The 12,854-nt window shown below is 62.7% G+C and carries 12 protein-coding genes and 1 pseudogene; 12 read left to right on the forward strand and 1 reads right to left on the reverse strand.

Features of this window, described 5'->3' with window-relative positions:
* Nucleotides 1-31 precede the first annotated feature (31 nt).
* From BC363_RS09150 to BC363_RS09180, 7 genes are all read left to right on the forward strand, one after another.
* Nucleotides 32-916 carry an ABC transporter permease subunit gene (locus BC363_RS09150; RefSeq protein ID WP_065782035.1) on the forward strand — a complete coding sequence of 295 codons (885 nt, stop codon included), beginning with the start codon at nt 32-34 and terminating at the stop codon, nt 914-916.
* A complete protein-coding gene (locus BC363_RS09155; RefSeq protein ID WP_065782033.1) occupies nt 913-1,701 on the forward strand; it encodes an ABC transporter permease in 789 nt (262 codons plus the stop codon). Before BC363_RS09150 ends, BC363_RS09155 begins: the two co-directional genes overlap by 4 nt.
* A gap of 2 nt (nt 1,702-1,703) precedes the next feature.
* Complete coding sequence (locus BC363_RS09160) at nt 1,704-2,762, forward strand: ABC transporter ATP-binding protein (protein ID WP_065782032.1); 1,059 nt, start codon at nt 1,704-1,706, stop codon at nt 2,760-2,762.
* Between the two features lie 55 nt (nt 2,763-2,817).
* Nucleotides 2,818-3,840 (forward strand): TIM barrel protein, encoded by a 1,023-nt coding sequence (locus BC363_RS09165; protein WP_083223439.1) that lies wholly within the window; start codon nt 2,818-2,820, stop codon nt 3,838-3,840.
* A complete protein-coding gene (locus BC363_RS09170) occupies nt 3,837-4,625 on the forward strand; it encodes an inositol monophosphatase family protein (protein WP_065782030.1) in 789 nt (262 codons plus the stop codon). The genes BC363_RS09165 and BC363_RS09170 overlap by 4 nt, the downstream gene beginning before the upstream one ends.
* Nucleotides 4,626-4,811: 186 nt before the next feature.
* Nucleotides 4,812-5,735, forward strand: a complete 924-nt coding sequence (locus BC363_RS33360) for an Atu1372/SO_1960 family protein (RefSeq protein WP_244519830.1) — start codon at nt 4,812-4,814, stop codon at nt 5,733-5,735.
* A gap of 4 nt (nt 5,736-5,739) precedes the next feature.
* A complete protein-coding gene (locus BC363_RS09180) occupies nt 5,740-6,948 on the forward strand; it encodes an FAD-dependent oxidoreductase (RefSeq protein ID WP_065782029.1) in 1,209 nt (402 codons plus the stop codon).
* A 499-nt stretch (nt 6,949-7,447) separates the two neighbouring features.
* Here the strand turns inward: BC363_RS09180 and BC363_RS09190 are convergent, their stop codons facing one another.
* Nucleotides 7,448-7,705 carry a hypothetical protein gene (locus BC363_RS09190; RefSeq protein WP_065782027.1) on the reverse strand — a complete coding sequence of 86 codons (258 nt, stop codon included), beginning with the start codon at nt 7,703-7,705 and terminating at the stop codon, nt 7,448-7,450.
* Nucleotides 7,706-8,108: 403 nt separating this feature from the next.
* Between BC363_RS09190 and BC363_RS35870 the strand changes: the two genes are divergently transcribed.
* The 5 genes and pseudogenes from BC363_RS35870 to BC363_RS09210 all read left to right on the forward strand — a co-directional run bounded on the left by BC363_RS35870 (nt 8,109) and on the right by BC363_RS09210 (nt 12,854).
* Nucleotides 8,109-8,402, forward strand: a complete 294-nt coding sequence (locus BC363_RS35870; RefSeq protein WP_280137927.1) for a DUF1515 family protein — start codon at nt 8,109-8,111, stop codon at nt 8,400-8,402.
* Between the two features lie 453 nt (nt 8,403-8,855).
* Nucleotides 8,856-8,942 (forward strand): annotated as a pseudogene (locus BC363_RS33370) (transposase); the annotation flags it as partial.
* 303 nt (nt 8,943-9,245) lie between these two features.
* Entirely contained in the window at nt 9,246-10,388 is a 1,143-nt protein-coding gene (locus BC363_RS09200) for a TRAP transporter substrate-binding protein (RefSeq protein ID WP_065782025.1), read from the forward strand.
* Nucleotides 10,389-10,446: 58 nt separating this feature from the next.
* Nucleotides 10,447-11,115 (forward strand): TRAP transporter small permease subunit, encoded by a 669-nt coding sequence (locus BC363_RS09205; protein ID WP_065782023.1) that lies wholly within the window; start codon nt 10,447-10,449, stop codon nt 11,113-11,115.
* Nucleotides 11,112-12,854 (forward strand): TRAP transporter large permease subunit, encoded by a 1,743-nt coding sequence (locus BC363_RS09210; protein WP_065782021.1) that lies wholly within the window; start codon nt 11,112-11,114, stop codon nt 12,852-12,854. Before BC363_RS09205 ends, BC363_RS09210 begins: the two co-directional genes overlap by 4 nt.

Genomic DNA, 12,854 nt, shown 5'->3' on the forward strand with positions numbered 1-12,854 from the left:
TCCGGCCGCAGCGCCTTCAGGGAACAATCCGATGACGACAAGCGCCGCATCCCTGCCGTCCGCCTTGCGGCCGCGGCAGGTTCTCAGCTGGTTCGGGGTCGCCCCTTTCTTCCTCTTCGCCCTTCTGTTCCTCATCCTGCCAACGCTCAACATCGTCGTTGGCGCCTTCCGCAATGCGGCGGGTGAGGCGACGCTGGAAAACCTCGGCAAGCTTCTTTCGCCCTCCATCCGGTCGGCCTTCTGGATCTCCATCGAACTCAGCCTGCTGACGGCGGTGCTCGGCTGTCTCTTCGGCTTCCTCATCGCCGCCGCCATCACGCTCGGCGGCCTGCCGCGCCCGCTGCGCAACGCCATCCTCACCTTTTCCGGCGTCGCCTCCAATTTCGCCGGCGTGCCGCTCGCCTTCGCCTTCATCGCCACGCTCGGCCGCCTCGGCTTCGTGACGATGCTTTTGCGCCACTGGTTCGGCATCAATCTCTACGGTTCCGGCTTCAACATCGTCTCGTTTCTCGGCCTGGCGCTCACCTATCTCTATTTCCAGATCCCGCTGATGGTGCTGATCATCACACCGGCGCTCGATGGCCTCAGGCGCGAATGGCGCGAGGCGGCCGAAAGCCTCGGCGCGAGCGGCCTGCAATATTGGCGCATGGTGGCGCTGCCGGTGCTGTGGCCATCGCTGCTCGGCACGCTGGCGCTCTTGTTCGCCAATGCCTTCGGCGCTGTCGCTACGGCCATCGCGCTCACCGGCTCCTCGCTCTCCATCGCCCCCATCGTGCTTTTCGCGCAAATCCGCGGCGACGTGCTCAACGATCCGCATCTCGGTTACGCCATCGCCTTTGCGATGATCGTGCTCACCGCCATCGCCAACGGCATCTACATCCTCCTGCGCATGCGCGCAGAACGGTGGGTCAAATGACAGGAAAACGCCTCTGGTCCTGGCTCGCCGTTGTGCTCGGCGGGCTCTATTTCCTGCTGCCGCTCGCCGGCATGGTCGATTTCTCGCTGCGCATGCAGCGCGACGGCTACAGTTTCGAGGCCTACCGCATCGTGCTGACCGACGCGCAGTTCCAGCAGACCTTCGGCTATTCGGTTGGGCTGGCGCTGCTCACCATCGTGCTCGGCATCCTGATCGTCGTGCCGACGGCCTATTTCGTGCGGCTGCGCTTTCCCGGCCTGCGCCCTATCGTGGAATTCATCACACTGCTGCCGCTGGTCATCCCGCCGATCGTCATCGTCTTTGGCTATATCCGCATCTACAACACCTCCTCGGTGCTGCCGCTGACCGGAAGCTGGTGGGGCACGAACATCCTGCTCCTGTTCGGCTATGCAACGCTTTCGCTGCCCTACATGTACCGTTCGGTGGATACGGGCCTGCGCACCATCGACATCGCCAGCCTCACCGAGGCGGCACAGTCGCTCGGGGCCGGCTGGGCGCGCATCCTCGCCGTTGTCATCCTGCCGAACGTCTTCGTCTCGGTGCTCTCCGGCGCGTTCCTGACCTTCGCGATCGTCATCGGCGAATATGTCTTCGCCGCGCTGCTGAACGTCAATTCCTTCGGTCCCTACATGGTCTGGATGGGCGGCAACCGGGCCTACGAGCCCTCGGCGCTCGCCGTCGTCGCTTTCGCCATCACCTGGGCCTGCATGGGGCTGATCCAGCTTTTCACCCGCTTTTCCAAATTCTCCACCGTGAGGCGCTGACCATGGCCTTTCTCGACATCCATCATCTGGAAAAGTCCTTCGGCGCGATGCGCGTCGTCAAGGATTTCAATCTCGGCATCGAAAAGGGCGAGTTCGTCTCCTTCCTCGGTCCCTCGGGCTGCGGCAAGACGACGGTGCTGCGCATGGTGGCGGGCTTCGAGACGCCGACGTCAGGCGCGATCCGCATCGACGGACAGGACGTTACCGCCGCACCCGCAAACCGGCGCAAGATCGGCATGGTGTTCCAAGCCTATGCGCTCTTTCCCAACCTGACGGTCGAGCAGAATATCGGCTTCGGCCTGCGGGTGGCGGGCGAGGGCAAGGCCGAGACCGGCAAACGCGTCGCCGAGATGCTGGAGCTGATCGGCCTGCCGCAACTCGGTAGTCGTTATCCCTTCCAGCTTTCCGGCGGCCAGCAGCAGCGCGTGGCGCTGGCCCGTGCGCTTGCGGTGCGCCCGCAGGTGCTGCTGCTCGACGAGCCGCTCTCGGCGCTCGACGCAAAAATCCGGATCAGCCTGCGCGAGGAGATCCGCCGCATCCAGCGCGATCTCGGCATCACCACCATCTTCGTGACGCACGATCAGGAGGAGGCGCTGTCGATGTCGGATCGCGTGGTGGTCATGCATCAGGGGGTGGCCGATCAGGTCGGCACGCCGTTCGAGATCTACAACCGGCCGGCAACGCGCTTCGTGGCACAGTTCGTTGGCACGCTGAACCTTCTTGACGCTGACCTCATGGATGCCGCCGCCGGCCACATCCGGCTCGGCGACGTGCCGGTGGCGCTGAACCGGACGCTGCCCGGCCGGGTGGGCGACCGCATCAGCCTGGCGCTGCGGCCGGAAACGGTGGCGTTGGGACGCAGGGAGCACGGCAATGTCGTGCTCGCCGGCCATATCGCCGAGGTGCACTTCTTAGGCTCGGTGATCCGCATCCGCGTGACGGTCGCCGGCCAGCTCGTTTCGCTCGATACCTTCAACCAGCCCAACAGGCCGCCGCCCGCGGTCGGCACGCCGGTCGAGGTCAGCGTGTCGGACCGTGACCTACTGGTTCTGGCCGCCTGACGAAAAACCTTCAACCACCTCGATCGCTTGCGGAGGAGCCGGCATCGTGACGGATATGCCATGGAATGCCATGCCCCAAATGGACTGGCGGGCAAAAATAACAGCCCTTCCCGCGACAAGCCGCGCCCGGCTTGCCACGCGGGCGCGGAGCGCGCCACTGTTTGCCCATGCCTATGCCTTTCATCTCAACATGCGTTTCGGCGGCATGACGCCGTTGCATCTCGCCGAATTCGCCGAGGCGCAGCAACTCTCCGGCGTCAAGATCCATGTGGAGGACGGCGAACAGGCCAGCCTCGCCCGGATGTCCGACGACGCCCTGCGCGCCTTCGGTGAGGCGGCGGGACAACTGGGGCTGGAGCTGCACGTCGAGACCAGCACGACGGAAGCCACCGGGGTTTCGGACGCCGTGCGCATCGCGCTTGCCACCGGCGCAACCTCGCTTCGCTGCTATCCGCGCTACGAGGGACATGTTTCCCAGATCATCGACCGAACCATCGCGGACCTGCGCCGCCTTGAGGCCCTCGATCCCGAGGGTCGGCTGCGCTACACGCTGGAACAGCACGAGGATCTGAAATCGGAAGAACTGATTCACATCCTGCAAACCGTCGCCAATCCGCGCCTCGGCCTGCTGTTCGATTTCGGCAACATGATCAACGCCTACGAATTGCCGCTGCCGGCGCTGGCGGCGCAGGCGCCGCATATTACCGAGGTGCACGTAAAGGATTGCCTCGTCCAGCCGGATCGCGGCGGCTGGGCCCATCTTGCCTGCCTGTCCGGCGAAGGGCATCTGCCGATGGCGGCGATGTTCGTGGAATTGCTGCTCTTGGGCGAAGACCGGCCGCAGGTTCTGGCCTTCGGGCTGGAAGAGGAAGAAGGGTATTTCGCGCCCGCCCTGCGGTTGCCTTCGGATGGGCCGGACCCGTTCATTCCCGCCCGCCCGGCGAGCTTCACCGATATCGGGCCCGGCAACCTGACAGCGCGGCTGCGGCAGGAGGCCGCCGCCGCCCAAAGGCAGGTCGAGACCGTCAGAACCATGTTGCGCGAGATTGCGACCGAAGCCGAAAGGAACCAAGCATGACGCCTGCACAAACCTGCCCGCCGGCCTTTCTCGCGCTCGCCCACGCCATGGCGGATGCCGCTGCCGATGTGATCCGTCCGTATTTCCGCCAGCGCCTTGCCATCGACGCCAAGGCCGACGCCAGTCCGGTCACGATCGCCGACCGCGATGCGGAAGCAGCGATGCGGCAAATGATCGAGGCCCACTTCCCCGATCACGGCATCAGGGGCGAGGAGTTCGGCGTCTGCCGGACGGATGCCGACTGGATCTGGGTGCTCGATCCCATTGACGGCACGAAATCGTTCGTCTCCGGCTCATTTGCCTTCGGCACGCAGATCGCGCTCCTCCACCACGGCGAACCGGTGCTCGGCCTGATCAATCAGCCGATCACGGGCGAACGCTGGCTCGGCACAGGCGCCGTCGCGACCCTCAACGACGTGCCGATCCGCACCAGCGGCAAGACCGTGCTCGGCGAAGCGATCCTCTACACATCGGCGCTCGAACAGTTCGACCCTACTCGCCATGACCGGTTCTCCCCTCTGGCTGCAAAGGTCTGCTTCACCCGGTTCTCGCACGACTGCTACGCCGCCGGCCTCCTCGCGCTGGGCGGCATCGATCTCCTCGTCGAAAGCAACGTTTTCGACTACGACATCCTCCCGCAGATGCCCATCATACAGGCGGCGGGAGGCATCGTGACCGATTGGAACGGACGACCGCTCGCGAATGTTCCGCGATACGACACCGTGCTGATGGCGGCGAACGAAAAACTTCATCGGGCCGCACTGGAGGCTCTTCGTCGAGCGTGATACTCGAAGGGCGCGTGACGAGCGGAGAACTTCACCTCTGTCGCGATCAATTATTTAGGTGCACTTAAAGACCCATGCCGATTTTGATGCCTAATCATAGGATGCAACTGGATCTATCCTCTCAACAGTCGAAAAAGTTGAGAAGGGATGGATGCCTTGAGCCCACGGAATCGGTCCGCTACGTCATTGTTAGTTGCAACGGCGATGTTTGCCGCTACAGGCGCCGTAGCCGATCAAAAGGGGAAACCAGAGCCTCTGGTTATCCAGGACCAGGGCAGTTTCGCGGTCGGCGGAACGGTGATGAACACCCCCGGCACCTACGATAACAACAAGCCGAGCGCCGAGGGGCAGAGTTTCCATGGCGATCATCTCTACGCCTTCTATCAGGTGCCGCAGAACCCCAAGGCGCTGCCGATCGTCATGCACCGTCATGCCCTGACGGGCACCGGTCGCTTTCGCGTCGTCGCCCGCGCCCCGGATGGGGTCATCGAGGCATTCGAGGGGGATACGCCCGGTTTCTGCCTCGGCATTCAATGGCACCCGGAATATCGCCTGAGCGATTTCGACCGGGCGATCTTCCGCATCTTCGTGGAACGGAGCGCCGACGGCGCATCGCGAAGGGATCAACCGGACGGGCCTTGTTCGGTGCGCGCCCGCCTTGCGGCGCTGGGACTTGCCTTGCCGGATGCTTCCGCGCCGCCCGGTGCCTTCGTCGGTGCAATTAGGACCGGCAATACCGTGACGGTCTCCGGGCAGGTGCCCTTGAAAGACAAGACTGCGCTCATGACGGGTCATCTGGGGGGCAGGGTGTCTCTCGAGGAAGGCCGCGAATGCGCCCGGTGGGCTCTACTCAACGCGCTCGCGCAACTGGAGCGCATCGCCGGCGGGCTGGATCGGGTAGCGGGCTTCGTTCGACTTGCGGGCTACGTGGCCGCAACCGCGGACTTCACACAGCACGGTGCGGTGGTCGATGGCGCGTCGGAATTGCTGCGTGAGATCTTTCCCCGGTGCTGGCCGCATGCGCGTATCGCCGTCGGCGTCGGTTCGCTACCGCGGGGCGTGCCGGTGGAGATCGAGTTGACGGCGCTCATCGGCGATGCGGAGGGCTGAGGCAATGCATATCGGCATTATCGGGGCAGGGGTCGTCGGCGTCGCGTCGGCCTATTTTCTGGCGCGGGCCGGACATCGCGTCACGCTGATCGATGCGGAACCAGAGCCGGGAAAGGGCGCGAGCGCCGGCAATGCGGCGCAACTCTCCTGGGCCTACGGCGATGCCATGGCCTCGCCCGCCTTGCTGAAACATCTGCCGGGCATCCTGACCAACCGCGATCCCGCGTTTCGCGTCCGCCTGCGGCTCGATCCGGACTTCCTGCTATGGGGCCTGCGGTTTCTCGCCAACACGCCGTCATGGCGATGGTGGAGCAATACGAAGGATATTCTGAAACTCGCCGATGAATCCCGAAGGGAAATGGCGTTGCTTCTGGCGGAGGTGGATATCGCCTTCGACTACCGCGTTGCCGGCAAGCTGCATCTCTATCCGGACACGGCGAGCCTTTCTGCGGCGCGGCCGATCGTCGAACGCAAAAAGCGGCTCGGTCTCGACCAGCGCATGCTGTCGCGATCGGAAGCCGAGGCAGTGGAGCCGGCCCTGAAAGCCTATCAAGGCGAGATCGCGGGTGCCGTCTATACGCCCGATGATGCGCTCGGTGATGCGGCGGCGTTCTGCCGTCAACTGACGGCCGCCATGGTCAAAAAGTATGGCGTTTCGCCATGCTTCGGCAGAAGGGTTGCTGGATTCGAGCAGCGCGGGGGGCGGCTCTTGGCCGTCCGGTTTGCAGATTGTGATCCGCTGCCGGTCGACGCCGCCGTCGTCACGGCCGGACCGTTGATCCGCACCCTTGCCGCCGCCCTCCCGGAAGCGCGGGGGATTCAGCCTGTCGCCGGCTATTCCCTGACCGTGCCGTGGCGGGAGGGAGCTCCCCGCGTCAGCCTGACGGATGTGAAGCGCAAACTCGCCTTTGCGGCGATCGGCGAACGGTTCCGCGTCGCGGGCCTCGCCGACATCGAGAAGGCCGGCTCCGGCTTCACCTCCGACCGTTTCGCCATCCTGCGGGGGGCGGCCAATGCCGTACTACCCGGCTGCTTCGGGCAGGCGGAGTGGGAGTGGCGCTGGTCGGGCGAGCGCCCGATGACACCATCCTCCCGGCCCCTCATCGTCAAGTCACAGAAAATCCACGGCGTCTACATCAACGCGGGACACGGCATGCTCGGGTGGACGCTCGCGCTCGGATCCGCAGGGCGGATTGCAAGCTTGGTGGCTTGACCGTTCCCGAAGCCTGCGCTGTCGGCCAGGTGGCGCGCTCGGTCGCCGGCAAGGCGGCTCGCACGATCAAGATCGGCACCGTCTATCCGGCAACGACCGGCGTATTGCCGGCGTTTCCTTCCCGCATCGGCCGGAAGTTTTCCGATGTCGCCCTGCATGTGACGAGCGGCTCAACCAGCGACATCATCCGCGCGATCTCTACAGCGCCCTGGTCACCACCTGGGTCGCGACCGCGACCAGTAGACTCGCCAAAGCCACGGCGGTCCCAAATCTCGCCGCCGTCATCCGGCGCCAGCGGGCGCCATTCCAATCATAGCCCATCTGCTGCTCCGTCACGGGAAAAACCGCAATCCGGAGAGTTGGATTGCGGTTCCGAGTTGCCGGCGGGGTCAGGGAGGCGACGGCAACCAACGAGAGCATGCCGTTCACTCGTTAAGTGAAGGTTGCAAACTGGCCGCACCTTTTCGCTACTGAGAATCTACTGGGAATAAAGTGGATGTCAGCGAACCATTCGCGGGCTCACACTAGCCAGCATCTTGATAATGTCGTCCTCCAGTTTCTGGCAGAGATCTTCATACTCTTGCATGGTCTTGGGGACTGGCATCAGTTGCTCGCGTAACTCGTCGCGCTTCATAGCGGCACGGCCGTAGGCCTTCAGCAAGTCGTTGATCGCAAGGAAGTGGGCATCGGAAATCTGTTTCCGGTGTCGTGGCAGCCGCATCATCATTCGGCTTCGCCCCACCTTTTCGAAATCCATCACCCGCTCCCCAATCTGTCGGCTGGGAAGATTGTCCTCCACCAAAATGAAAGTAGCAACATGAACATGAACCGACGCATCAACGCGGCGGGCCTGGCGTTCGTCAGGCGGTGGGAAGGCCCCGAGGACGAAGGCCTATCGGGACGTCGCTGGCATCTGGGCCATTGGCTACTGCATAATTCCTTAAATCGGAATCGAGTGAAGGACAAAATTATGCAGCAACTCAAAGTGTTACAGCGACCTTTGCGCGTCTAAATAGACGCGCGGCGCTGTAGCGGCGTCCTGACGGACACGGAAGGCGCGAGGCATGGGGCAGGGCGGCATGGCGTCCACAGAGACAGAGGCGGCTGTCCATCGCCAGCTTGGCGAACAGGCGGCGAGGATGCGGGCACTGCAAGACTGAATGCGCCGAAGCGGAGGGCGCGCTGACCGAGCGAAAGACAAGGCGGCCGAAAGTCGCGTTGCAGTGCATCGCCATATGGATGAGCTTGTCGGTCGCGTCGGTCATTTCGAAACGTCCACGGCCACAATTGTTGCTGACGTGGCGGAGATGAAGCCGGTCGCCGATGACGTGAAACGATGGAAACGGATGGGTATCGGCGCGCTCGGGGTCGCAGGCATTCCCGCCATGGCGCTCGAGGTGAGTTTTGCCGAAGCGATCCGGCGGATCGTGTTCGTCATCATAGGGAAGGTCTGAAAAGAAACGGCCTCCAGCGTATGGAAAGAGGTCAGTTGCAACGGTAGGCGGGTCCCAGAGCGGTGCGGTATGGGGCCTGGGGGGCTTCGCTCTGGGACCACTCGCGCTTACGGCGGCGGGGCGGGCCGTTGTTCCGTAGGCGCTTTGCCAGCCCGAGTATGCATGGGGCGTGAGATTCGACAACGCACCTACGACCTTTGCCGGTCCATGTCGGACCAAGGTCCTACTACCGGCTGGGTTTTCCGCAGAAGTTCCATTTTCAGGTGAGCGTGGGATCAATCGTGCTCATGGAGGGCTCCTTCGAGCGTCGTCAGGACGCGCAACGAAAAGGATGACCTCCTTGGCGGAGGCCATCCTTGCACACGATCCCGACGGATCATCATCTGGATCGCTTTTGCGCGTGCACTAATATAACCGTTAAAGCGCAGTATTGTTCCCGCAGTCAATGGGCGCGGCTATTGCATGGGCATCCGGTCAGAACGGCGACTTTGCGAGGAAGTCCACCTCAACCTTGCCTATCGCTGGTTCTGCCATCTCGGCCAAACATCGTCCCGGATCGCCCTTGAGAGCGCCGGAGCCTTCGGCGACACGCCCAATTCGCAAGGGGTCTAACCAGCTTTCACCAGGTTGCCGCTGGGTCGTTCTAACGAGGCCGGACGGCCGCTTCTGGAACTGGTCGTGCCGGAATGAGTGCGTCCACACGGTGTTGGAGTTGGAGCTCATCGAGGAGTATAATTTGGAGCTACAACACTAGATTACGAGCGGAATACGAGCAGAAAATCGCATTGTCCTTTTCTCCTCCCGCTCGCAAGGCGGGGAGGCCCATGCTTTCGGGAGGAAGAGATGAAACGCAAATCGCAGATCAGGGGAAGCACGTCGCGCCGCAAATTCTTAAGCGGTGCCGCCTTGGCCGGTGCAGCGATGATCGCGTCACCAAGCGTCATCAAAGCCCAGGGGCCTGTCAACATGCGTTGGCAGAGCACATGGCCCTCCAAGGACATATTTCACGAATTCGCGCTCGATTTCGCCAAGAAGGTCAACGACATGACCGGCGGCGACCTGAAAATCGAGGTGCTGCCGGCGGGCGCAGTCGTGCCCGCCTTCGGCCTGCTCGACGCGGTGTCGCAGGGGACGCTCGACGGGGGGCACGGCGTGGTCGTTTACCACTATGGAAAACAGACGGCGCTAGCGCTGTGGGGCTCTGGTCCCGGCTTCGCGATGGACGCGAACATGCTGCTCGCCTGGCACAAATACGGCGGCGGCAAGGAGCTGCTGGCGAAGCTCTATGACTCTATCGGCGCCAGTGTCGTGTCGTTCCTTTACGGGCCGATGCCGACACAGCCGCTTGGCTGGTTCAAGAAACCCATAGCCAAGGCCGAGGATCTCCAGGGATTGAAATTCCGCACCGTCGGCATCTCGATCGATGTCTTCACCGCGCTCGGTGCCGCGGTTACCGCGCTGCCGGGTGGCGAAATCGTCTCGGCGTTGGACCGTGGCCTGGTTGACGCGGCTGAGTTCAACAACGCGTCGTCCGACCGGGTCCTCGGTTTCCCTGATGTCTCCAAGATTTGCATGCTGCAAAGCTATCACCAGAATGCCGAGCAGTTCGAGATCCTGTTCAACAAGGCGAAGTTTGATGGGCTGCCGGAGCAGATGAGGGCAATCATCACCAATGCGGCCGAGGCGGCTTCGCAGGACATGCACTGGAAAGCGATGGACCGCTATTCAAAAGACTATGTGGAAATGCAGACCACCGACAAGGTCAGGTTCTACAGGACGCCGGAAGCGATCCTCAAGACGCAACTGGAGGCCTACGACGAGGTCGTGAAGAAGAAGGCGGCGGAAAACCCGCTGTTCAAGGAAGTCATCCAGTCCCAAATAGCCTTTGCGGGGCGGGTAACGCGATGGGAACAGGACACCGTCGTCAACCGCCGAATGGCCTTCGAGCACTACTTCGGAAAGGACGGGGCGGCGAAGGATTTCTGACGCCATCACCGGGCAACGGTGATGCTTCTGACCAAGCTAAGGCTATCTGGAGGCACCCGTGGACGTTCAGCAGTTTCTCATCAGGGTCGATGCGATCAGCGTCTGGGTTGGCAAGGCCGCGGCGTGGTTGATCATCGGGCTGATGACGCTCGTCTGCATCGAAGTGTTCAAGCGCTACATCATGAACATGCCGACGGCGTGGATATATGACGCCAGCAACATGTTCTACGGCACCCTGTTCATGCTCGCCGGGGCCTATGCGCTGGCGCAAAATGCCCATGTGCGCGGCGACTTTCTCTACAGCTCGCTCCGCCCTCGCATACAGGCGACGCTCGATCTGGCCCTCTATATCCTCTTCTTCCTGCCCGGTGTCGCTGCCCTGATCTATGCCGGTTACGACTATGCGGCGCTATCCTGGCGGATCGGCGAGCATTCGACCGTGACGGCGGAGGGACCGCCGATCTACTATTTCAAGACGGTCATTCCGATAGCAGGTGCCCTCGTGATGCTTCAGGGGCTCGCCGAGATCACGCGCTGCATCGTCTGTCTCAGGACTGGAGAATGGCCGAGCCGGCTCAAGGATGTCGAGGAGATCGACGTCGTCGCCGAGCAGCTTGCGCACAGCGAGCACATAGACGCGGAGACGCGCGAAGCTGCGATCGAGCGCGCCCAGGATATTGACAGGGCGGCGCGGCAACGAGGCCTGAGGGGAGACATCGAGACGTGAGCGATCCGTTCCTCGGACTGACGATGCTGATCCTCATCGTGATCGTCATCATGATGGGGTTCCCGACAGCGTTCACGTTGATGGGGCTGGGCATGCTCTTCGGCTTTTACGCTTTCTACAATCCGGCCGAGCACTGGATCGACAATCGGGTCTTCGACCTGATGGTTCAGCGCACCTATGGGGCGATGACCAACGACGTGCTGATCTCCATCCCGCTTTTCGTTCTGATGGGCTACGTGATGGAGCGCGGTGCGCTGGTCGACAAGATGTTCTACAGCATCCAGCTTTCCTTCCGGCGGCTGCCGGCGTCGCTTGCCGTTGCGACGCTGATCGTCTGCACCTTCTGGGGTATTGCCAGCGGCCTCGTTGGTGCCGTGGTGGTGCTGATGGGCGTCATCGCGATGAACCCGATGCTGCGCGCCGGCTACGACGTGAAACTCGCGTCGGGCGTCATCACCGCCGGCGGCACGCTGGGCATTCTGATCCCGCCATCGGTGATGATCATCGTCTACGCGGCGGTCGCGGGGCAGTCGGTCGTCAAGCTCTATGCCGCCGCGATGTTCCCCGGCTTTTTCCTCGCGCTCCTCTATCTCGCCTACATTCTCGGCTGGGCGATGATCAATCCGAAAATCGCGCCCGCCTTGCCCGAGGAACAGACAAGAGTTCCGGTGCCCGACTGGATGAGGAGCTTCGAGGCGCTCTATTCGCGCAACATGCCAGCCGGGCTGCTTGTCGCGCTGTTCTCGCCGTCGCGGGCGATGGCGCTCGAGACGGGCGAGGGGCGGCTGACCTATTGGAAGCTGGTCAAGAATGCCTGCGCTGCGCTGGTGCCTTTCTCGCTGACGGCGGTCACCCTGGCTCTCGCGTGGTGGTATGTCGTCATCCACCCGCAGGCATCGGCGGAGATGGAAACGCCGGAAGGACTGGAGCAGCTCGGCGCCTCAGCGGCCGATGCTGGACCAGCGGCGGTAAACGGGCCTGCGACCGGTTTCTACGTCTCGTTCGCCGTCATTGCCGTGATTGCTGCGGCGGTGCTCGCCCGCTACTACCGCAACATGAGCGCCGATCGGCTTCAGGTCGTGAAGCTTCTGATCTCTTCCGTGATGCCGCTCGGCATTCTTACCGTCGTCGTACTCGCCGTCATCCTGTTCGGGATCACGACGGCAACCGAATCCGCCGCGGTCGGTGCGGCCGGCGCTTTCCTGCTGGCCTTCCAGGCGCGAACACTCAACTGGAAGCGCACCAAGGAAGCGGTGTTCCTGACCGCGAAGACGACGGCAATGGTGTGCTGGCTCTTCGTCGGCTCGGCGCTCTTCTCCGGCGTTTTCGCGCTTCTCGGCGGCCAGGCGTTGATCGAGCAGTGGGTGCTGGCGCTTAATCTTACGCCCCTGCAGTTCATGATCCTGTCGCAGGCGATCATCTTCATTCTCGGTTGGCCGCTGGAATGGACCGAGATCATCATCATCTTCGTGCCGATCTTCCTGCCAATGCTAAGGCACTTCGATATCGATCCGATACTCTGGGGCGTGCTCGTCTTCGTCAATCTGCAGGCGGCGTTCCTTTCGCCGCCGGTGGCAATGTCGGCCTATTATCTCAAAGGCGTCTCGCCACCGAACGTGACGCTCAACCAGATATTCGCCGGCATGATGCCCTACATGCTGATCGTCATCCTCTGCATGCTCATCATGTATCTGTGGCCCGGCATCACGCTCTGGCTGCCGGACTACCTTTACGGCTAG

Source organism: Ensifer sp. LC384 (genome assembly GCF_001695865.1).
Lineage (GTDB): Bacteria > Pseudomonadota > Alphaproteobacteria > Rhizobiales > Rhizobiaceae > Ensifer.